We start from the raw sequence: 20,177 nt of genomic DNA on the forward strand, positions 1-20,177 counted from the left end.
GTCCAGACCCTGGACACACCGCGCGTCGTGCTCGTTCGTCCCGTCACGCTCGGTCTCCGGGGGGACGAGGCGTCCTCGGTGCATCCCTCGCCGCGGCAGTACGGTGCCGGGGGTGTGGGGCGACGGAACGCCGGTCGGGCGTCGTTGCCCGAAATCCGTGCCGCGGCCGGCCGGGGTACGTGGACCGCCGGACCGCCGTGCACGCCGAGAGCGCGTGCGGCACGCGAGGACTCTAGCCTGGCGCGGGGATCGGCGTGCCACGGCTCGGGCGGGCCCGAAGCCCCCGTACCGACGGACCGGCGCCGGCTCCGTGGACCGGCGGCACACGCGGGCGGGTGCCGCTACGACCGTGCCGGTGAGGTCCTGGTGAGGAGCACGCGCCCGCTCGCGCCGGCGAACAGCAGACCCCCCACCATGCAGACCAGGGAGAGAGCCGGGCCGGAGTGCCAGTGGACGGCGGCGGCGCGGCAGGCGAGGACGACGGCCACGGTGACAGCGGTGCACGGAAGGGCGATCAGTGCCGCGCCGGTGCGGGTGAGGTCGTCCTCGGCGAGGGCACCGAGGACACCGACGCCGAGGGCGAGCGCCCACACGCCGAGCGCCTGGGCGTCCGCACGACTGGTGCTCCAGGGCACGAAGGCGGCCCAGAATCCCGGCCGGGTCAGCAGGCCCGCGCCGATGCCGAGCCAGGCCGAACCGAGCACCGCCAGGGCCGGTTTCGACCAGCCGGGGAGGGGCGCGGTGCGCGGACCGGACGGCTGGGCGGGGGCGAAGTACTGCCATGCCAGGGCGACGAGGGCGAACACGCAGAGCACGCCGAGGACGAACAGCCAGCCGAGGCTGAACAGGACGGGGACGACGGAGCCGCCGCGGGCGATGTAGAGGTGCCCGGCGTTGAGCAGGCTCACCGCGAAGAGGCCGACGAGGACGACCGCCAGCGGGAGGACCAGGGAACGGACCTCGTGCCAGGCCCGGGCGCGGCTCACGGCGAAGAGCCCCGGCGCGGTACCGAGCATCCCCGCGCCGATCAGCCCCGGCGTGAGCGACTCCGGCGAGCGCCAGGCGCCGAAGACGTGTCCGGTGAGACCGACGGCCATCAGGAGCCCGCCGACGATGACGCTCACCACGGCCACGGCGGTGGCCAGCATCGCCACACCCGCGGTGAGCGGCCGTCCGCCCCCGGCCGGAGGCGCGGCGGCACGTTCCGCGTCGTTGCCCGGAGCCTCGCGCACTGCGGCCGCCGGGGCCGGCTCCGCCACGGCGGGCGGTTCCGCCGCCGCCGTGTCGCCGGCCGCGCCGGTCGGATCCGCAGGGGATCGCGCGGTCCGCGGGTCTTCCTCGGTGTCGTCGTGCGGGGGCAGGTCGGATGCGTCGGCCATGGGATTCCGTTCCGGACGGGGTCGATGACGAAGTGGTCGGGCCGGACGGGCGTCGGGGACGGCTCAGGGCCGGGCCCGGCGGACACGCGGGTCCCGTTCCGGTGCGTACGGCGGGCGGTGTGCGGTGTGCCGCTAGGAGACGGGTGAGGTGAGGGGGGTGGCCGTGACGCGAGCGGGTGCGGCCCGCTTGAGGACCTCCCGGGCGTACATGACGCGCAGGCTGACCACCAGGGTCGCCGTGGTCGCCAGCGCGCCGCAGCCGATCGCCGCTCCCGCGGAGACCGCCGTGAGCCGGTCGAGGCCCAGCGTCCGCTCGAAGAGCGGAGCGGCGGCGGCCGACAGCACCGGCGCCAGACACAGGGCCGTCCAGTGCAGGCGCCACTCCTCCCGGGCCCAGAGGCGGCCTTCACGACCGGTGCGCAGGGCGCAGGAGGCCATGACCGCGTAGGTGACGGCGTACGGCAGGAGATACGCGAGCAGCAGCCGGCGTCCTGGGGCGCCGAAATCCAGGGAGGAGCGGACGATCCAGGCGAGGGCGGCAGCTCCGGCGAGATGGGCGACGGCCAGGACCGGCAGCGGGGCCCACGACCGGGACATGCCGGCGATCTTGCGGCGCCGGTCCAGGGAACGCGAGGCGATCAGGGCGCCGAAGGCCACCACCGAGCCGAGGTGCATGGTGGCCGCGCGGTTGATCTCCGCCATGGAGAGGCCGGGCATGATCATGGGCAGGCCGCCCCACTCGAACCGCAGCAGGGGTGCCGTCAGGAGGAACCCGTAGCAGAGGAGCATCCAGCGCTGGTGCAGGTCCGGGTGGCCGGCGACGGCGGCGAGCACGCCCAACGTCACGCTCAGGACGGTGCCCACCAGGATGGTGGCGAGCACGATCCAGAAGGCGGCCCCGCTGAACGCGTCCGCGGGCGCGGTCCGCGCCAGGTACAGCGCGGCGCCGGCCATCGACGCGTAGACGGTGACCGCGAAGACCACCCCGAGGGCGCGGTGCAGGCGGGTCCGCCGACGCACGGCGGTGAGCACCTGCGCGGGACCGAGGAGCATGAGCAGGCCGCCGAGGACAGAGTGCACGATCAGCGGGACGAGGCTGTGGCGGTACGGCTCGATCCGGGTGGCCAGGGCGTCCGCGACATAGCGGGGCGAGACCACCCGCCCGAGGATCCATTCGCCGAACGCCGGGGCGCCGGGGCGCGCGTACGGCCACAGCTCGGTCATCGCGACGGGCGCGTATCCCACGCACACGGCCGAGACGGCGATGACGGCTATCCGGCGCCATGTGGTGCCCGTCGGACGACGCACGGCGGCTCCCTGTTCGTGGTCGCGACCCGACCATCAATAGTCTCGTTTGGACTATCGAGACGGTAGGGCCGCCCGGGCGCCGGGGTCAACGGTCCGTCGCGTCCTCGTCCCGCCGCTGCACCCATGTCCAGAAGTCGACCATCATCCGCTCGTACCGGATGCCGAACTCCAGGGCGTCGCGCTGTCCACGGGTCAGCAGTTCCCCCACGCTCTCCGCGAGCTCCTCGTAGTCGCCGAGGGTCCGCCGGTGCTCGCCGAGCTGTACGGGACCGAGGAGATCGGGCCGTCCGCCGAACCAGAGCTTGAGGATGCCGCGTTCGCGCGCCTCGACCGGGACGAAGGCGGTGTCGTCCAGCCAGTCGCGCAGCGCGGCCCTGCCCTCGTCGGTCAGCGTGAGCACCCGGCGGTTGCGTCCGCTCTCCTGGCGCACCTGCGACAACAGGCCGGCCTCCAGGAGGCGGTCGCACTGCGCGTAGACCTGGGCGTGCGGAACGGACCAGAAGGGCGCCACCGTGCGCGCCGCCTCGCCCTTGACGTCGTACGCGCTGGCCTCGCCGAGCTTGTCGATGACGCCGAGCACGAGGAACGAGGCGGTGGTCAACCGAGCATCAGCCATGAGTCCGACCGTATCGCCACCCGAACACCGCACGGCACACACGTGACCACGCCGCGAAGGGCGCCCGACGCGAAGAAGCCGCGGGTGGCCGTCACAATGCGGGGTATACGGGCGATCACATTGCCGACCGCACCCAGGCCCGCGGGGCACGCACGCGAGGAGTTCCTGTGACCACCTACGTCATCACCGTTCCCGGGACGTTCGTCCACGGCGTCTCGGACGCCTCCCGCGCAGACGTGGAACGCAGGCTGCGCCCTCAGGACCCGCAGAACACGGACCTGGGCGAGACCGAGGAGCTGAGCCTGCTCACCGTGGACGAGAACCACACGTTCTCGGTCCGGCTGGAGGTCGAGGCGGCGGACCGGCGGACCGCCGAGGCGGAGGCCGTTCGGCTCGTCTCCGGCGCGCTGCGCGAGAGCGGCCTGTCCGAGAACGACGCTCCACTGGGACCGGCCGCCGTCACGGGAATCGACAGCGAGTTCTGATTCCGGCGAGGCCGGGGAGTCCGAGGGTCCGGTCGGCCGCGGGATGCCCGCGGCCGACCCCGCCGCTCAGACCGGCCGTACGACGCTGTGGATCGCCGCCTGCCCGGCGTGCTGGACGGACTCCTCGGTGATCCGCCCCCCGGGGCTGGGCGCGTGGACCATCATGCCGTCGCCGACGTAGAGGCCCACGTGGCTCAGGTCCCCGTGGAAGAAGACCAGGTCGCCCGGCTGGACACCCGCCAGGGCGATCGCCGGTCCGATCCGCGCCTGGTCGGACGTCGACCGCGGAAGCAGCACACCGGCGCTGCGCCAGGCGGCCTGGGTCAGGCCGGAGGGGTCGTACGAACCAGGCCCGGACGCTCCCCACACGCACGGCCTGCCGACCTGCGCGCGGGCGAACGCCACGGCCTCGGCGGCCCGGGTGTCGTACCCGGTGACCGGCGGCGCCACGACGGCGGCGATGCTTCCGGTGTCGAAGCCGGGGTTCGGGCCGGCGGACCAGGGAGCCCCGGGCGCGGGCTCGTTCACGGGCGCCGGCCACGGGCGCCGGCTGTCGTCGACGGCCGGGGCGGACCACGGCTCCCGCACCGGCGGGTACTCGACCGCCGCGACCGGAAGCGGGGCGCTCGCCACCTGCGGGTGCCCGGCCTCCACGGCCGGCCAGGCGGCACTCGCCACCGACGCGTACGCGTACGTGGCGGCCGGCACGGGCACGTTCTCCGCCGGCCAGTACGGGGCCGCCGGGACGGCCGTCTCCACGGCGGGCGGTTCCACGGACGGGTACGGGACCGGCGCCTCGACGCTCCGCAGCGCGTTGTGCCGGGTCAGCAGGTCCTGCGCGGCGGCCAGTTTGCGCCGGGCTCGGTCCTTGCGGAAACGCGGGGAGGACGCATCCGAGGCGGGCGCGGGTGCCGACACCACGGGGAGGGGTCCGGTGGCCCTGGAGCCGCTGTCCGGCACGGCGAGGGCGCGCCCGGTCGTCGGCTCGGACGCCGGGCCCGCGGTCAGTTCGAGAACGGGGCGCGCGGTGAGTTCCGCGACGGGTGCCGCGGTGAGTTCCGCGACCGGGCCCGCCGCCAGTTCCCGTACGGGCGCCGCCGTCAACTCGGCGACGGCGCGCGCGCCTTGGGCGGGGAGTTCGGGGCGTCCCGCAGCTCCACCGGGCCGGCCTGCCTCACGCCCGCGGTCGGGCTGCCGGTCGACGGGCAGGACGGCCGCGACCGTGGGTCCGAGCCGGGAGCGCGCCCCGTCGAACCACTGGCGCATCAGGTCGCTCTGGGCGGTGTCGATCCCTCCGCGCTCGTCCCCGGCCGGGCGCTGGTCGATGAGCCTCCGGGCCACGGCGCGCCGGTCGCCCTGGCGTGAGGAGAGGCCCGCCAGAGCGCGGGTGGCGTTGAAGTTGCCGGTGTCGTCCTCGGCCCGGTCGTAGAGGGATGCGAGCCGTCGGCGGACTTCGTCGCCACTGGGCTGGGTGCGTTCCGGCGCCATGGGGATGGCACTCCTTCCGTCGTCCGCCTACCGGGTTAGCTGTCGGGTTCGGGCGGACGGTTCCGGAAGGTATGCCCTACGGCCTGTGCCTCGTAAGGCGGTTGGCCGATTCACCCCAGGTTCGGTGGGTCCCCGGCTCCGGCTGCCACGAGGGCGGGCCGGACTCGGCGGAGGCCGCACCGCCCGGCGAGCTTTCGCCGGAGGGAGTCGGGCGGCCTGGTCGTCAACTTAGCCATGTTGTGACCCCCGTGTGAAGATCCACGTCCCAGATGTCCGATACATTTTCGTGACCTTCATCGCATCGCCCCGCTCTGCGACGACGGGAGCACACCCCGTGCGCGAATCGGCCGTCGGGACAACCGCGTTCGACTGCGGGCCCCGTCCGCGAGTCCGCCTTCGCCCAGGTCCGTTCACCAAGTCTCCACAGCGGACCGGGGCTTCGGGTGGGCCCGGAACGGGCCATTCGGGGTGCGAACAGAACTGGCGTTCCCTGACGGCTCGTTCGACATCGGCGGCTGTCGATGGTCACGCCGTGACCGGTTCTGGCCGACCCGGCCGGATGACCACCGCGTCGGCTTCGCGGCCCTAACGTCGAGGCAAGGAAGGCCCGCGGAAGGCCCTGAGAGCGAGTCGAGGTCCCCACGTGCACGATGCACCGATCTACGCCCAACTGATCTCCGAACGCGGCGACATACCGACACTCGTCCGGAGCGAAGCCAGGCGGCTGCAGCGCGACTTCGAGTGGATCCTCAGCTGGGATCCGTCCACGGGCGGTCCGCTTCCCGGGTCCGCCCCGCGCGTGACGGCCGGCTCGCGTCGTTCCTTCGCCCCCGGCCCCGATCCCGCGGACCGGCTGGACTCCGTCTAGAGGCTGGCCGGCGGGGGCCGCCTCGTGCGGGGCGGGACGCGGTCCTAGAGGACGCCGGGTTCGCCGTTCGGCCCCTCGGCGGGAAGCCGTCCGTCCGGGCCGTCGGCCCGGGACACCAGAGCGGCGACCGCCGAGCCCGTGGCCTCGTGCCAGGTCCGCGCGCGCCGCAGCATCGCGTGGTCGCCGCCCGCGACCCGTACGGCGCTCGCGGAGGAGCCCTCCTTCGCGGCCCGGCGCACCAGGGCGAAGGACGCCGCGGGCTCGGTGATCCGGTCCCGGTCGCCGTGCAGCACGATCACCCGCTTGTCCCGCAGATGCGCCACCGGCTCGCCCTGCGGGCACCAGGGCGCGAGGGCGACCACGGCCCGGACCTGGGGCGCGGCCGCGGCGCGCAGCGCGGCACGGCCGCCCATCGAGTGGCCGACCAGTACCACCGGCACGTCTCCCACCAGCTCCGTGAGCTCGGTGAGCGCCCGGTGTACGTCGGTGACCGGATCGGCGGCGGCTCCGTTCCAGCCCCGTACGCGGTAGCGCACCTGCCCGACGAAGACGTCCTCGTCCGGCACGGCCCGCGTGACGGAGCCCACGAAGGGCCGCATACGCAGCCCGGAGACATGCCAGGGCCGGGAGGGAGCCAGGCTGTCCGCCCTGCCCCCGTGCAGGATCAGCACCGCGGCCCGCGTCGGTCCCGCGTTCTCGCCGGTGAGCCGGTGCGGCACCAGCGCCGTCAGTGCCCGGGCCGCCCCGGGACGCTGTCCGTCACGGGCGGACATCCGCGCAGAGCCTCGCATGACACCTCTTCACCGTCAGAGCGTTCTCGACGCCTCACCCTAGGCCGACGAGCGATTGTGCCGCCGGTCACTGGATATCCGTAGCCGAGGCGACGACGGTTTGGTGCGGCCTCCGCCCGTCGGAGCAGGGACACGCAGGCACCCGTGCGGGCCCGGCCGTCGCGACGTCACGAGCGGTCGCCGAGGATAGCGCGAGCGTCACGGACGGCGGCACGACTCCGGCGGAGCCGCCGTGCCGGAGCCGTCCCGTCGCGCGCGAGGAGCCGGGTGCCGGATACGCACGCGGCCCGCCGCGGATCGACCCCGGGTGGACCCGCCTCCGGTCGTCCCTGTCCAGCTCGACCGGAGGCGGGTGGCAGGGGGAACTACCGCTCCCCCACGTCGTCCGGGCCGTGTGCGGTCGCGAGAGCGGGACGAGTGCGGGCGTTCGAGGCGGGCCGTTCACACGGTCTCACTCGGCTCCCCCGGGACGGGTGCCGTAGCCGCCGCGCCACTCCTGGTAGAGCCGCCACAGACGCTCGGCGTTCGGGCAGCGGCCCGACTCCCGCCGACACGTGCGGCAACTGCCCACGTGACCGATGTACGCGGCCTCGGGAGACTCTCGCCCCGGTTGCGGATTCGTCATGGCCCTCGGCACCTGTCGGTGCGACGCGCACGAACGCGACGTCGCTACTGATGCCGTACTTCCGCGCCACACCGCCCGCCGGATGCACTCGCCCGGGCCCAATGTCGTTCTGGGTCAACCGACTTCGTCCACGGCGGCCCCGCTGGGTCAGTCGAGCAGGCGGACGTCCACCGCCACCCCGTCCGGCTCGTCGGACCCGGGCCTGCGGACGATCAGGCCGTCCACCGCGAAGTCCATCTCGGAGACGTCGGGAGCGGGCGGCGGGTGGTAACGCCCGCCGCACACCGACAGGTTGACGATGAGATACGCCTCCCAGTGCCTGCCCACGCCGCGCCGGTCGGCGAAGGCCCGGACGCCGTTCACCCACCACACGACGTGGTGCGCGCCGAACTCGACGACGAGATCCACCCACGCCCCGGGCCGAACCGCCTCATCACGGTAGTAGTGATGGGTTTCCCGGACGTGGTTGGAGAGTTCGAGCAGGTCGGGGTTGTCGGGGTGGTACTCGAAGACGTCGATCTCCTGGCCGCCGTCCCGCCACGTCCAGATGGCCGGCCACGCGCCGAGGGCCGTGGGCAGTCTGACCCGGGCCTCCAGCACGTCCCCCGTGCGGACCATGAACGCGTCCTCGCTGCCCTCGGTGGTGAGGAGCCCCGCGTCCCACGCCCCGTCGGAGCGGCGGGTGGCACGGAAGACCCCCGTTCGGCAGTAGGCGGGGTCGGCCACCAGGTGGTCGAGCTTGTCATCGCCCGGGTTGACCGGGCCGCCGTCGGGATAGGCCCACGAACGGCCCGCGACCCATTGACGGGTGGAGGCGAAATCCGCGGTGAAGACGACATCGGACACGCGGGGCTCCTCGGCGACGGCGTTCACGTACGGGCCAGGTTCTCCCCCGGCAGACCCGCCTCACACGCCGTTCACGTGGACCTGCCGGGAAACAACCCTTGGGAGTGAACGGGCCGGACGCCCTGCCCCGGCGGGGTCGCGTCGCGGGCGGGCCGCCCCGTCGCCGCGCGGGCGCCGGAACCGCGATCGTCGGCGCCGGACCGGCGGGCGGCGAGCCGGTACGGCAAGGGTCCTCGCCGTGGTGTCGCGGGCCTAGGGAACGTCCGGCCAGGCGCCCCGCTCGGCGAGGCGGAGAACCAGCGCGGCGATGTTCCAGGCGTCGTCCTCGCCCCGGTGATGCCTTCCCTCCAGGGGCAGTCCGGCGATCCGAAGGGCCTGCGCCATGCCGGGCCGCTTGCGCAGACCGTGCGCGGCGGCGAAGACGGCCTTGGCGTTCGTGTGCCGGTGACCGAACGGGTAGCGCGTGTCGGCGGCGGCGCACTGGCGGGTGAACTGGTGGCGGTCGTAGTCGCCCCAACTCGCCCACGGCCGCTCCCCCGCGTGGTGTCGCGCGGCCAACTCACGGCAGGCGTCGGCGAAATCGGCCCCCTGGTCGACCTCGTCCTGGGTCAGCCCCGTCAGCTCCGTGCAGAAGGCGCTCACGGTGGACCGGGCGGGCCGCACCAGCAGCCGGTGCCTCGCCCGTCGTACGCCCCGCTCCAGGTCGACGACCGTCAGGCCGATCTCGATGATCTCGCTCACGGCACCGGGCGGCGGCGTTCCTTCCCAGCACGTCGCCTCGACATCGACGACGTTCAGCAGTCCCCCGGTCCTGTCCATGCGGGTGAGGCTAGGGGGTGCCGGGCCGGCGGGTCACCGGATTTTCCGGTGGCCGTCCCCCGGCCGGCGGTCCGGTCAGGGACGCGGCCAGCGACGACCGCCGATGCGCTCGATGTCGGCGTTGAAGCGCCGCAGGTACGACGCGAACGCGGCGATGTCCGGCTCCGACCATTCGGCCATGACCCGGTCCAGGGAGCTGATGAGACCCTGCCGCTCCTGGTCCAGGAGGCGTGAACCCTCCTCCGTGATACGGAACTTGCGGGCCATGCCGCCGCCGGGGTCGGGGATGCGGTCGACGAGACCGGCACGCATGGCGGCCGCGGTCTGCCGGTTGAGGGTGGAGGCGTCGAGCCCGAAGGCGTCACTCAGTTCACCGATCGACATCGGCCCCTGGACGCGGATGCGGCTGAGCAGGATGTACGCGCTGCGCTCCAGGACGCCGTCCTTGGTCCGGCCGCCCTTCTGGTGCATCAGGCCGTGGCGGCTCAGCAGCATCTGCTCGTACTCGACCTCATGTGTGGGCCTGACCATCGCGCCTGTCGCCTCCGCTCTCGCACGGGCCGCGCGTCGCACGGATGGGCGCGGCCCCCACCATGCTCCCACACAGGCATGCATGAGCCACATCACATGCGCGATACATACGACGTGTACGATGCACATCCCTTGCCCCGCAGGCAGTCACCCAGAGACACACCGAGACACCCGAGGAGTCCCTCATGGACGCCCCCCAGCCCACCGCCCGAGCGGGCGGTGTGGTCGCCACACTCGCCGTCGCCGGCACCGTGGCGGCGATCATGCAGACGCTGGTCACTCCGCTCATCGCCGAGCTGCCGGAGATCCTGCACACCACCCCCGCGAACAGCGCGTGGGTCATCACCGTGACGCTGCTCGTCGCCGCGGTCTGCGTCCCGGTCTCCGGCCGGCTGGGCGACCTGGTGGGCAAGCGGCGGATGCTGCTCGCCTGTTCCGTCCCCCTCGTGGTCGGCTCCGTCGTCTGCGCGCTGTCCTCGTCCGTCACGCCGATGATCGTCGGGCGCGGCCTGCAGGGCATGGGCATGGGCATGGTGCCGCTGGGCATCGCCCTGCTGCGCGACGTGGTGCCCACGGAGAAGCTGAGTTCGTCGATCGCGCTGGTCAGCGCCTCCATGGGCATCGGCGGCGGCCTCGGCCTGCCCATCTCCGCGGCGGTCGCGCAGTACGCGAACTGGCGGGTCCTCTTCTGGGGCTCCGCGGTCCTCGCCGTCGTCATCGGAACGCTGATCTGGTTCCTCATCCCCGACGTGCCGGCCAGCGCCAAGGGTCAGCGCTTCGACGCCCTCGGAGCGCTCGGGCTCGGCCTCGGCCTGGTGTTCCTGCTCCTCGGCGTCTCCAAGGGCGCGGACTGGGGCTGGGGTTCCGCCACGACGCTCGGGCTGCTCATCGGCGCCGTCGTGGTCCTGCTCGCCTGGGGCGCCTGGGAACTGCGCACCAAGGACCCGCTGATCGACCTGCGCACGACGGGCCGCCCCCGCGTCCTGCTGACCAACGTGGCCTCGATCTTCGTCGGCTTCGGCATGTACGCCAGCATGCTGATCATCCCCCAGCTGCTCCAGTTCCCCGAGGCCACCGGCTACGGTCTGGGGCAGTCGATGCTCGCCTCCGGCCTGTGGATGGCTCCCGGCGGCATCATGATGATGATCGTCTCCCCGTACGGCGGGAAGCTCACCGACGCCCGGGGCCCGAAGTTCACGCTGATCTGCGGCGTCCTGGTCATCGCCCTCGGCTACGGTCTGTCGCTGGCCCTCATGGGCTCGGCCTGGGGCCTCATGCTGGTCGGCATGGTGATCAACAGTGGCGTCGGCCTCGCCTACGGTGCGATGCCCGCGCTCATCATGAGTTCCGTGCCGCTCTCCGAGACCGCCGCGGCCAACGGCTTCAACACCCTCATGCGCTCGCTCGGCACCTCGGTCGGCTCGGCGGTCGTCGGCGTCATCCTCGCGCAGATGACGACCTCGGCGGCCGGCTACACCTTCACCTCCGAGAGCGGCTTCCGCACCGGGCTGGTCGTCGGCGGCTGCGTCGCCCTGGTGGCCGCGGCGATCGCGGCCGTCATCCCGGCGGTCCGTGCCGCGGCCGGCACCGACAAGGCGGGCCCCACGGCCGCGACCGAGGTGACCGCGGCCGCACGCTGAACCACGGACCGACGGGTCGCTCGTTCACGGCGGTCCCGGCGGGTGGCCGTCCTCCGCCCGCTGGAACCGCCAGGCACGGTCCCGAGCGCCGCACGGCCTTCCGGATGTCGACGGAAGGCCGTGCGGTGCCGCCGCGCGTCAACTCCCTTTCAGTGCGCTCGTTCTACGAGATCGTCGTGGCCCTGCCGAGATACGTGAGCGGCCCGGGGTCCTCCACGGGGATCTCGTGGAAGCCGAGACGGTCGTAGAACGCCCGGGCCGCCTTGTTCGCGGTGACCATGCCGAGATGGACGGCGGGCACCCCGCGGTCGTGCAGTGCGGTCAGGAAGGTGTGCATCAACGCCCTTCCATGACCGCGGCGTTGATGTTGCGGCAGCAGGTCGATGTGCAGGTGCGCCGGATAGCCGGCCAGTTCGGGCAGGATCATGCGCTCGGGGGTGTGCAGCAGCCCGATCATCTCCTCGGTGGGCGAGCGCGGCGCGCCCGTGGGGACCGGGTAGCGGTGCGCGACACGCGGGATCCACGACTCCCGGAAGCGCGCCGCGAACGCCTCGGTGTCACCCGTGCCGACGACGTAGCCGACCGCCCGACCGCTCCCGTCGTCGAGGACGAAGGCCAGCTCGGGCTCCAGCCGGCAGTAGGGCTCGGCGAAGATCGCCGGCATCAGCCCCTCGTCGGGGTATCGGGCACGCGAGTCCCCTCCCTCGTCCGCGGTGCTCACGCAGACGTCGGCGACGGCGGAACGGTCGGCGGCCCGGTAGGGGCGAATGCTCGGCGATGCGCTCATGGACGTGATCCTGACGCCTTGGGAGCGCTCCCACAAGAGCCGGGACTGCCCGGCCGGGACGTACGGCGGCGAGCTTCCGCGGGCGCGGCAGCCGTACGGGGCGGCTGCCGCGCACCACACACACCCGGTCGCCTCCGACCGGAGACGAGCCCCGGAACTCAGAACCGCGGGACCGGCGCCTGACGCTCCACCAGTTCGGCGGCCTCCTCCGGAGTGCCGACGGCGGGCGGCGATCCGGCCAGCGGCTGCCGCGCGGTCTCCTTCATGCAGGCCACCGCGATGACGCCGACGAGGGCCGCCGCCATCGCGTAGTACGCGGGCATCAGTTCGCTTCCGGTCACCGAGATCAGCGCGGTGATCACCAGCGGGGTCGTACCGCCGAAGAGGGAGGCGGAGAGGTTGTAGCCGACGGAGAGGGAGCCGTAGCGGACCTGGGTCGGGAACAGCGCGGGCAGGGCGGCCGACATCGTGCCCAGCATGCAGACCAGCGAGAGACCCAGCATCAGCATGCCCGCCGACACCGCCACCGGGCTGCCCTGCTGGACCAGCAGGAAGGCGGGGACGGACAGGAACAGGAAGCCGAGCATGCCGGCCATCAGCAGCGGCTTGCGGCCGAAGCGGTCGGAGAGCTTGCCGACCTGACTGATGATCAGCATGAGCACCACCATCGTGGCGATCAGGATGATCAGCCCGTGCGTCTCGCTGTAGCCCATCTCGTCGGACAGGTACGTCGGCATGTACGACAGCAGCATGTAGTCGGTGATGTTGTAGGCGCCGACCAGGCAGACGCACAGGATGAGCGTCGGCCAGTAGTCACGGAAGATCTTCGCGAGGTCGCCCTTGGCGGTCGTCTCCACCGCGGAGGCGGCGTCGGACGCCTTGTGCGCGGACTCGTCCTCCAGCTTCTGGAACGCCGGCGTCTCGTCCAGCCGCAGCCGCAGATACAGACCGACGAGTCCGATCGGCCCCGCCACCAGGAACGGCACGCGCCACCCCCAGGACTCCATGCCGTCGCTGCCCAGCGCGGAGGTCAGCACCGTGACCAGGCCGGCCGCGCCCACGTACCCGGCGAGCGTGCCGAGCTCCAGGAAGCTGCCGAAGAACCCGCGGCGCCGGTCCGGCGCGTACTCGGCGATGAAGGTGGAGGCGCCGCCGTACTCGCCGCCCGTGGAGAAGCCCTGAACGAGACGGAACAGGATCAGCAGGGCCGGGGCCCAGAAGCCGATGGTGGCGTAGGAGGGGATCAACCCGATGGCGAAGGTGCCGACCGCCATCATGATCATGGTGATGGCGAGCACCTTCTTGCGGCCGACCCGGTCACCCATGGGCCCGAAGACCATGCCGCCGAGCGGGCGCACCAGGAAGGACACGGCGAAGGTCGCGAACGACGACAGGAGCTGGACGGTGCCGTTCCCGGACGGGAAGAAGACGTGTCCGATGGTGACGGCGAGGTAGCTGTAGATGCCGAAGTCGAACCACTCCATGGCGTTGCCGAGCGACGCCGCCTTCACCGCGCGCTTGACGGCCGCCTCGTCCGTGACCGTGATGTCGGTCCGTCGCAGCGGCGGATTCCTGCGCCTCCGTACGGCTCTGAACAGCGTGCGATGACGCTTGACCGCCTCCGGATCGACAGGGTTGGTCTCGGTGACTGCCATGAAGCGTCCTCTCCGCCTTCTGTGTCTTCGCTGCTCTGAGCCCGGGAGTGGTCCAGAGACTCGTTTACTCGTTCGTGGCAGATGCAAACAGATTCGCGGCAACGATGATCTTCGTCACGCGCCGCGCGGGCCCGCGCAGTCTCCGGCGCCGTGTCCTCGCGAGGCGCTCGCTCGTTCACCGGCCATGTCACCAGCTGATCCGATCAACGGGCCGAGTGCCGTCGGTCCCCAGCACACGGAGGCGTCGGCCGATCGGGCCGCACGTCGCCCCGAATCCCCGGCCGTACCGGCCGCGCGGCAGTCCGCGGGGCCGCCCGCACCGGACCGGTCCGCCTTCGTCAACCGCTGGTGCACCGTGATCTTCTGAACGGCCGCGGCCGGCGACCAGGACGGACTGCGTGGCCCGCGCCGGGCGGGGAGACTCGACGTATGGCACCCGACGAGGCAACGGCACATGGCTGGGTGGTCGCCGCGGACGGCGGACGACCGGAGGGACGGAGCTGCTCCCACCTGGAGCAGGCCGTGCCCGGGATCGGCTTCTCCGGCGCGGGAGGCTGCGCGGAGTGCCTCGCCCGGGGCAGCACCTGGGTGCATCTGCGCGCCTGTCTGACCTGTGGCCATATCGGCTGCTGCGACAGTTCGCGCGGGCAGCACGCCACCGCCCATCACGAGCGGTCCGGCCACCCGCTCGTCCGCTCGGCCGAGCCGGGCGAGACCTGGGCGTGGTGCTACGAGGACGAGGTCTTCCTCCGGCCCGAGCCGTGCTGAGTCCCCGTCCGCTGCCGGCCGTGTCCGCCCCGGCTCCCCGTCGGCGCGCGGCGGCTCGCCCCCTGCCGGAACGCGGTGGTCCGCGTTCCGCGGCCGAGGGTGCCGGACGGTGGGGCAGCGCGGACCGTGTGACCCCCGCATGCCATGCTGGAGTTCCGGATCATGACGCGGGAGCGGGGAAAAGCGCAGCGTGAGGACAGTGACCAGGCCGAGTCGGGCGGGGATCTGGGACCGGTACGCAGGGATCTGGGACCGGTACGCGGCCTCCGACCCGGGGTTGCTGCGGCTCATGGCCGGCCTCCGGACCGTCGGCGCCATCGCGCTCGCGCTCGCCGTCCTGAGCCTGCTCGGTGCCGATGTCACTCACATGGTGGCCGGTGCGATGACCGCGATGGTCGGCACGTTCGCGATCAAGGAGAAGCAGCGCGGCGATCAGGCCCGCACCCTCCTGCTCGGCCTGCCCGTGGCCATCGTGGCGATGACGCTGGGCGCATGGCTGAACCACCATGTCGTCGCGGGCGACCTGTTCTTCGTCGCGCTCATCTTCACGGCGGTCTACAGCCGCCGGTTCGGGGACCGCGGGTGGGCGCTCGGACTCATCGGCTTCCAGATCTACTTCGTCTCGCTGTTCGTCGGCGTCACCTTCTCCACGCTCCCCGGCCTGGTCGCGACGCTCGCCGTGGCCTTCGTCTGCAGTGCCGTCGTCCGCTTCGGCCTCGTCGTCGAGACACCCGAACGCGTCCTGCTGCGGCTGCGCGAGGCGTTCCGCGCGCGGCTGGCCCAGCTGGTGTCCGCGCAGATCGACCTCCTCGACGCCACTCCCGACCGGGCCGAGAAGGCGCTGGAGGACGTTCGGCAGAACACCGCGCGGCTGCACGAGAGCGCGATGATGATCCAGGGCCGCCTGGAGGAGGGCACGAGCGACAGTACGGTCGCCTCACTGGTCCAGCGCCGTGTGGCCGACGCCGAGATCTCCGCGGAGCGGCTCGGTGTCCTCATCCTCACCGCCCGCAGCGCCGAGCGGGCCGACACGCTCACCCTGCATCTGCCGGACGCGCCGCTGCCCGCCCCGGGCGACCGGCTGCGGGCGCAGGACGACACCACCGCTGTCCTGCGGCGCGACCTCGAGGCGCTGCGGCTACTCGTCGCCCGCCCGGCCTCCGGTGAGCGGGGCACCGGTGTCGCGCAGGTCCGCAACCGCCTGCTCGGCTACCGGGACGAGGAGAACCTGCCGCGTGCCTCGGCCGCCGTGCAGGACGTCTTCCGCGGTATCGGCGAGGCGGCGCGTTCCGTCCTCGGTCTGCGGCTGGCGCTCGACGGGCCCCAGGACGAGTCGGACGACTCGCCGGAGACGACGCGTTCCCGCGAGGAGCTGGACGCCGAGGACGTGGCCATCGCGGGCGCCGAGGAGGCCGAGGAGGACGAGTCGGCGCGCAAGGGGCTGCAGCGGCCGACGACCCGGGCCGCGGTACAGGTCTCGGTCGGTTCGGCCCTCGCCATCGTCGGCGGGGAGTTCCTGTCCAGCCAGCGCTGGTACTGGGCGGTGCTGACCTGCTGGGTCGTCTTCCTCAACACGTCCTCGACCGGGGAGATCCTGGTCAAGGGCTATCGACGGCTGCTCGGTACCGTGCTCGGCGTGATCGCGGGTGTCGGACTCGCCGGCATGGTCGGAAACCACACCTGGATCGCGTTCACGCTGGTGCTGCTGTTCATCTTCGCGATGTTCTTCACCGCCCCGCTGTCGTACGCCCTGATGTCGTTCTTCGTGACGGCGATGCTGGGCCTGCTGTACACGCTGCTCAACACCTACAGCGCCTCGGTGCTCTTCCTGCGGATCGAGGAGACGGCGCTGGGCGCGGCCTGCGGGGTGGTCGCGGCGGCCCTGGTGCTGCCGGTGCCCACGGACCGGCGTACCGACGAGCTCCTCGCCACCGTGCTGGCCCGGCTCGGGGACGTCAGCAGCGCGGCGGTCGACCAGTTGAGCGGCGGGGTGGCGCTCGACCTGCTGGACAAGGCGCGTGATCTCGACACGGCGCTGGAGGATCTGCGGTCCTCCACGCAGCCGTTGACGCACCCGATCACGCCGCTCAGGGCCCGCCGCCAGACCGCCCGTTACCTCGTCGCCCTGCTGGAGACCTGCGCGTACCACGCCCGGTCGCTGGCGGCGACGGCCGAACTCCTGCCCTACAGCCGGACGGTGGCGGCCGACCCGCGGCTCAAGCTCGCGGGCCGGCGCATCAGCCACAACATCGACGTCCTCGTCGCGCGGGTCGAGGACGAGACCGCCGACGGGGTCGCGGAGACGGGCGCGAGTCTCGCCTCGATGCTGGAGCCGGACGCCCCGGGTCACCCGCGCCACGACCGCGTCACGGGCCGGGTCCTGCGTCATCTCCAGCGCCTGGACGAGGGCGTGATCGGTCTGGCCCGCCCGCTCGGCGTTCAGGTCGCCACGCCCGGGAAGACGTCGCCGGGGAGTGCGGCGCCGTAACTCCCGCGGGGCGATCGTTCAGCCGACGTTCCAGAGGAACCGGTGCGTGTGGATCCCGAAGTAGGGGAACGACTGCACCTGCCGGACCCCTTCGACCGGCCGCACGACGTCGTTGACGAAGTCCAGCAGCTCGCGCGGTCCCGGGCAGACGACCTCGGCGAACAGGTCGAAGCCGCCCGAGGTCAGCACGGAGTAGACGACCTCGGTCCGTTCGGCGAGCATGTCGGCGACGGCTCGTGGGTCCCCGTCGACGCCGATGCCGAGCAGGGCCATCGCCTGACCTCCCATGCCCATCGGGTCGGTGACGCCGACGACCTGCACCGCCTGGGAGTCGAGCAGGCGTTGCAGGCGCTGGCGGGCGGCCGACGCCGACAGGCCGACCTTCGGGCCGAGTTCGGCGTACGCGATACGGCCGTCGATCTGCAGCTCACGCAGGATGGCCTTGTCGATCTCGTCCACGCGGTTCCTTTCCGTCCGGCTCTCGGCGGGTCGAACGGCGCTGCTCAGCCGACCAGTTCGGCCAGGGCGCCGGCGAAGACCTCGGTGTGCAGGTCGACGTCCCGCTCGGTGGTGTCGGGGCACATGAGCGCCATGTTGTGGAAGGGGGTGAGGAGGATGCCCCGGTTGGCGAGGTAGAGGTGGAGGAAGTCCTCGAGTTCCGTGTCCGCGGCGGCTGCCGACGCGGTGCCGGTGCGCGGCGCGGGATCGGCGAAGCGGTATTCGGTACGGGCGCCGAGCCGGCTGACCGACCACGGCAGCCGCCACTTCTCGATACTCGCGCGCACCCCGGTCTCGAACCGCTCGGACAGCTTCGCCATGGCGGTGAACGCCCCGTCGGTGAGGACGTGTTCGAGGGTCGCCCGCATCGCGGCGACGGAGAGCGCGTTCCCGGCGAGGGTGCCGCCGACACCGCCCATGTCGATCAGGTCGAGGTCCGCGCGGCCCAGCAGTCGTTCGGCCAGGTCGGCCGAGAGCCCGTAGGCACCGGCCGGGATGCCCCCGCCGATCGCTTTCCCGATGGTGAGCATGTCCGGCTCCAGGTTCCAGGCGGCGGTGCAGCCGCCCGGTCCGGCGGAGAAGGTGTGCGTCTCGTCGTTGATCAGGAGGGTGCCGTACCGGCGGGTGAGCTCGCGGACTCCCTCCAGGTAGCCCGGTTCGGGCAGGACGATGCCGATGTTGGTGAGCGCGGGCTCCATGAGGACGGCGGCGACGTCTTGGTGGGCGAGTTCGCGCTCCAGCTGGGCGAGATCGTTGAACTCCGCGACGCGGCTCGTGAGGGTGACGTCGCAGGGGGCTCCGACGTTTCCGGGGCGGGCGGCGCCCTCGCCGTCGGGGCCGACCACGATCAGCGATTCGTCGACACTGCCGTGGTAGCTGTAACTGTTGACGAGGATCTTGGGGCGTCCGGTGACCGCCCGTGCGAGCCGGATGGACCAGCGGTTGGCGTCGGTCGCGGTGAGCGCGAAACTCCAGCGGGCGAGTCCGAAGCGGCGGGTCAGTTCGGCGCCGACCCACTCCGCTTCCTCGGTGGGCAGCATCGCGGTCGCGCCCCCGCTCTCGGCGAACCGGGCCTGCACGGCCTCGGCCACCACCGCCGGGGAGTGTCCGGCCATCGCGCCGGTGTCACCGAGGCAGAAGTCGACGTACTCGTGCCCGTCGATGTCCGTGACACGGGCGCCGCGAGCGGTGTCCAGATAGCGCGGGAAGGCGCCCGCCGTCTTGTTCATCCAGGTCATCGGGACCCTGCCGAAGAGATGGTCGGCCCGCTCGTAGGCGGCCCTGGACCGCGGGTTGCGGCGCTCGGCCTCGGCACTCTCGCGGGCCAGGAGCTGCTGCAGGCGGGTGCGGTCCATCGAGGGGCTCCTCCGGTCCGGTGAACGAATACGGCGATGCTACGAACGGATGCGCCGCCACAGCAAGACCTGGCGATGGATTCGATCGCCTCGACACGTGAATCGCGCGCACCGGGTGCCGGCACCCATCCGTCCGAGCGTTCGTTCTCGGACACGCCGAAGGGGTGTGGGTGACCGGCTGTCGCGGGCAGGCGCTGCCCGCGACGGCCGGTCACCCACACCTGTTGCCAGGGGCCTGTTCCTTCAGTTGCCGTTCGGTCGTGGGGCGTTCCGTGCGCCCGCCAGTGCGGTGAGGGTGCGTTCGCCTCCCGGGTCACCGTCGGTGGCGGGGACGAGGGCGATCTCGTCGAGCCCCGCGGCGGCGTAGGCCGCGATCCTGGCCTCGACGGTGGCGAGGTCGCCCACCAGGCCGACCGTGGTCGCGGCCTCCTGCGGGAGCTTCGCGAGGAGGGTCTCCCGGTCGGTGCCGGTCCGCGCCTGTTCGACCGAGTCGCCGAAGCCCGCCGTGGTGAACATGTCGCTGTAGCCCGGCACCGTCAGATAGCCGACGACACTGCCCAGGATCTGGCGGACCGATTCCGGCTCGGGGTCGACGGCCGCGGGCAGCCAGGCGGCGAGCCGTGGTGGTGTCCGGCCGACGCGCTCGGCGGCGGCGACGAGTTTGGCGCGCAGCTCGGCGACCTGCTCGGGGGAGACGACGTCGAGGAGCATCCGGTCCGCGTGTTCGGCGGCCGCCGCGATCGCCCGGTCACCGAAGGCCGCGACGGTGAGCGGGCCGCCCGGCGGCCGTTGCCTGCGGCGGAACGAGCTGCCGGGCACGATCGGCTCGCCGGGCGCACCGTGCAGGAGGGCGCGGACGGCCTCGGCGGAGCGGGCGAGTTCCGCGGCGGGCCGGGTGCGGGGGCGGCCGTGCACGCCCTCGACGACCCGCTTGCTGGAGGTCCCGAGGGCGACACCGACCGGACGGCCGATCACGGCGGCGGCCGACGCGGCGCCTCTGGCGATGGTCAGTGGGTCACGGACCGAGACCGGCACCGGTCCGGCCGTCACGGAGACGCGCTCCGTGACCTGTCCGATGGCGGTGGCGAGTACGAACGAGTCCCAGGTGGGCCCCTCCCCCGCCCACACCTCGTCGTACCCGAGCCGGTCGGCGACCGTCGCGACCCTCAGGGGTTCCTCTACCGGGCTGTCGTCCTCTCGCGCTGCGGCGACCACGCTGATCTTCATGCC

19 protein-coding genes and 1 riboswitch are annotated in these 20,177 nt (G+C 72.6%); of the genes, 5 read left to right on the plus strand and 14 right to left on the minus strand.

The window, feature by feature from the left end:
- Window positions 1-341 precede the first annotated feature (341 nt).
- The 3 genes from ABZT74_RS17680 to ABZT74_RS17690 form a co-directional block, all read right to left on the minus strand.
- Entirely contained in the window at window positions 342-1,379 is a 1,038-nt protein-coding gene (locus tag ABZT74_RS17680; RefSeq protein ID WP_356435926.1) for a hypothetical protein, read from the minus strand.
- Window positions 1,380-1,511: 132 nt separating this feature from the next.
- Complete coding sequence (locus ABZT74_RS17685) at window positions 1,512-2,687, minus strand: DUF2306 domain-containing protein (RefSeq protein ID WP_356435929.1); 1,176 nt, start codon at window positions 2,685-2,687, stop codon at window positions 1,512-1,514.
- A gap of 85 nt (window positions 2,688-2,772) precedes the next feature.
- On the minus strand, window positions 2,773-3,303 hold the full coding sequence (locus tag ABZT74_RS17690; protein ID WP_356171427.1) for a PadR family transcriptional regulator: 531 nt from the start codon (window positions 3,301-3,303) through the stop codon (window positions 2,773-2,775).
- A gap of 167 nt (window positions 3,304-3,470) precedes the next feature.
- On the opposite strand from ABZT74_RS17690, the gene ABZT74_RS17695 reads away from it, so the two are divergent.
- The gene (locus ABZT74_RS17695; RefSeq protein WP_356435932.1) at window positions 3,471-3,788 is read left to right on the plus strand and encodes a hypothetical protein; all 318 of its coding nucleotides are present in this window, start codon (window positions 3,471-3,473) and stop codon (window positions 3,786-3,788) included.
- Between the two features lie 66 nt (window positions 3,789-3,854).
- Here ABZT74_RS17695 and ABZT74_RS17700 read toward each other — a convergent pair whose 3' ends face one another.
- Window positions 3,855-5,276 carry an NlpC/P60 family protein gene (locus ABZT74_RS17700; protein ID WP_356435935.1) on the minus strand — a complete coding sequence of 474 codons (1,422 nt, stop codon included), beginning with the start codon at window positions 5,274-5,276 and terminating at the stop codon, window positions 3,855-3,857.
- 8 nt (window positions 5,277-5,284) lie between these two features.
- A riboswitch (cyclic di-AMP (ydaO/yuaA leader) is annotated at window positions 5,285-5,456 on the minus strand.
- Between the two features lie 463 nt (window positions 5,457-5,919).
- Here ABZT74_RS17700 and ABZT74_RS17705 point away from each other — a divergent pair.
- Window positions 5,920-6,144, plus strand: coding sequence for a hypothetical protein (locus ABZT74_RS17705; RefSeq protein WP_355879465.1), 225 nt, complete (start codon window positions 5,920-5,922; stop codon window positions 6,142-6,144).
- Window positions 6,145-6,188: 44 nt separating this feature from the next.
- On the opposite strand, the gene ABZT74_RS17710 is transcribed toward ABZT74_RS17705, so the two are convergent.
- The 5 genes from ABZT74_RS17710 to ABZT74_RS17730 form a co-directional block, all read right to left on the minus strand.
- Window positions 6,189-6,935: an alpha/beta fold hydrolase gene (locus tag ABZT74_RS17710; protein ID WP_356171419.1), complete on the minus strand. Its 747-nt coding sequence runs from the start codon at window positions 6,933-6,935 to the stop codon at window positions 6,189-6,191.
- Between the two features lie 451 nt (window positions 6,936-7,386).
- Window positions 7,387-7,560 (minus strand): hypothetical protein, encoded by a 174-nt coding sequence (locus ABZT74_RS17715; protein ID WP_355879459.1) that lies wholly within the window; start codon window positions 7,558-7,560, stop codon window positions 7,387-7,389.
- A gap of 147 nt (window positions 7,561-7,707) precedes the next feature.
- Window positions 7,708-8,406 carry a beta-glucanase gene (locus ABZT74_RS17720; protein ID WP_356435938.1) on the minus strand — a complete coding sequence of 233 codons (699 nt, stop codon included), beginning with the start codon at window positions 8,404-8,406 and terminating at the stop codon, window positions 7,708-7,710.
- 252 nt (window positions 8,407-8,658) lie between these two features.
- Window positions 8,659-9,225, minus strand: a complete 567-nt coding sequence (locus ABZT74_RS17725; protein WP_356435941.1) for a 3'-5' exonuclease — start codon at window positions 9,223-9,225, stop codon at window positions 8,659-8,661.
- Between the two features lie 75 nt (window positions 9,226-9,300).
- Window positions 9,301-9,756, minus strand: coding sequence for a MarR family transcriptional regulator (locus ABZT74_RS17730; protein WP_356435944.1), 456 nt, complete (start codon window positions 9,754-9,756; stop codon window positions 9,301-9,303).
- Between the two features lie 185 nt (window positions 9,757-9,941).
- Between ABZT74_RS17730 and ABZT74_RS17735 the strand changes: the two genes are divergently transcribed.
- Window positions 9,942-11,396, plus strand: a complete 1,455-nt coding sequence (locus ABZT74_RS17735) for an MFS transporter (RefSeq protein ID WP_356435947.1) — start codon at window positions 9,942-9,944, stop codon at window positions 11,394-11,396.
- Between the two features lie 163 nt (window positions 11,397-11,559).
- Here ABZT74_RS17735 and ABZT74_RS17740 read toward each other — a convergent pair whose 3' ends face one another.
- Both ABZT74_RS17740 and proP read right to left on the minus strand, forming a co-directional pair.
- Window positions 11,560-12,183, minus strand: coding sequence for a GNAT family N-acetyltransferase (locus ABZT74_RS17740; RefSeq protein WP_356435950.1), 624 nt, complete (start codon window positions 12,181-12,183; stop codon window positions 11,560-11,562).
- 158 nt (window positions 12,184-12,341) lie between these two features.
- Window positions 12,342-13,838, minus strand: a complete 1,497-nt coding sequence (proP, locus tag ABZT74_RS17745) for a glycine betaine/L-proline transporter ProP (RefSeq protein WP_356435953.1) — start codon at window positions 13,836-13,838, stop codon at window positions 12,342-12,344.
- Window positions 13,839-14,267: 429 nt separating this feature from the next.
- Between proP and ABZT74_RS17750 the strand changes: the two genes are divergently transcribed.
- Window positions 14,268-14,606 (plus strand): UBP-type zinc finger domain-containing protein, encoded by a 339-nt coding sequence (locus tag ABZT74_RS17750; RefSeq protein ID WP_356435956.1) that lies wholly within the window; start codon window positions 14,268-14,270, stop codon window positions 14,604-14,606.
- A 289-nt stretch (window positions 14,607-14,895) separates the two neighbouring features.
- Entirely contained in the window at window positions 14,896-17,094 is a 2,199-nt protein-coding gene (locus ABZT74_RS17755; RefSeq protein WP_356436117.1) for an FUSC family protein, read from the plus strand.
- An 18-nt stretch (window positions 17,095-17,112) separates the two neighbouring features.
- On the opposite strand, the gene ABZT74_RS17760 is transcribed toward ABZT74_RS17755, so the two are convergent.
- From ABZT74_RS17760 to ABZT74_RS17770, 3 genes are all read right to left on the minus strand, one after another.
- Window positions 17,113-17,553, minus strand: coding sequence for an Lrp/AsnC family transcriptional regulator (locus ABZT74_RS17760; protein WP_356171398.1), 441 nt, complete (start codon window positions 17,551-17,553; stop codon window positions 17,113-17,115).
- Between the two features lie 44 nt (window positions 17,554-17,597).
- On the minus strand, window positions 17,598-18,947 hold the full coding sequence (locus ABZT74_RS17765; RefSeq protein ID WP_356171395.1) for a transaminase: 1,350 nt from the start codon (window positions 18,945-18,947) through the stop codon (window positions 17,598-17,600).
- Window positions 18,948-19,190: 243 nt separating this feature from the next.
- Complete coding sequence (locus ABZT74_RS17770) at window positions 19,191-20,174, minus strand: LLM class F420-dependent oxidoreductase (protein ID WP_356435959.1); 984 nt, start codon at window positions 20,172-20,174, stop codon at window positions 19,191-19,193.
- Window positions 20,175-20,177 lie beyond the last annotated feature (3 nt).

The organism is Streptomyces sp. NPDC005302, assembly GCF_040607345.1.
Taxonomy (GTDB): Bacteria; Actinomycetota; Actinomycetes; order Streptomycetales; family Streptomycetaceae; genus Streptomyces.

Bases quoted from the DNA above. Each gene is read 5' to 3' on its own strand.
- ABZT74_RS17735 (WP_356435947.1), top strand. From the start codon at position 9,942: ATGGACGCCCCCCAGCCCACCGCCCGAGCGGGCGGTGTGGTCGCCACA.
- ABZT74_RS17765 (WP_356171395.1), bottom strand. From the start codon at position 18,947: ATGGACCGCACCCGCCTGCAGCAGCTCCTGGCCCGCGAGAGTGCCGAG.
- ABZT74_RS17750 (WP_356435956.1), top strand. From the start codon at position 14,268: ATGGCACCCGACGAGGCAACGGCACATGGCTGGGTGGTCGCCGCGGAC.
- ABZT74_RS17725 (WP_356435941.1), bottom strand. From the start codon at position 9,225: ATGGACAGGACCGGGGGACTGCTGAACGTCGTCGATGTCGAGGCGACG.
- ABZT74_RS17730 (WP_356435944.1), bottom strand. From the start codon at position 9,756: ATGGTCAGGCCCACACATGAGGTCGAGTACGAGCAGATGCTGCTGAGC.
- ABZT74_RS17700 (WP_356435935.1), bottom strand. From the start codon at position 5,276: ATGGCGCCGGAACGCACCCAGCCCAGTGGCGACGAAGTCCGCCGACGG.
- proP (WP_356435953.1), bottom strand. From the start codon at position 13,838: ATGGCAGTCACCGAGACCAACCCTGTCGATCCGGAGGCGGTCAAGCGT.
- ABZT74_RS17710 (WP_356171419.1), bottom strand. From the start codon at position 6,935: ATGCGAGGCTCTGCGCGGATGTCCGCCCGTGACGGACAGCGTCCCGGG.
- ABZT74_RS17680 (WP_356435926.1), bottom strand. From the start codon at position 1,379: ATGGCCGACGCATCCGACCTGCCCCCGCACGACGACACCGAGGAAGAC.
- ABZT74_RS17715 (WP_355879459.1), bottom strand. From the start codon at position 7,560: ATGACGAATCCGCAACCGGGGCGAGAGTCTCCCGAGGCCGCGTACATC.
- ABZT74_RS17770 (WP_356435959.1), bottom strand. From the start codon at position 20,174: ATGAAGATCAGCGTGGTCGCCGCAGCGCGAGAGGACGACAGCCCGGTA.
- ABZT74_RS17740 (WP_356435950.1), bottom strand. From the start codon at position 12,183: ATGAGCGCATCGCCGAGCATTCGCCCCTACCGGGCCGCCGACCGTTCC.
- ABZT74_RS17690 (WP_356171427.1), bottom strand. From the start codon at position 3,303: ATGGCTGATGCTCGGTTGACCACCGCCTCGTTCCTCGTGCTCGGCGTC.
- ABZT74_RS17755 (WP_356436117.1), top strand. From the start codon at position 14,896: ATGGCCGGCCTCCGGACCGTCGGCGCCATCGCGCTCGCGCTCGCCGTC.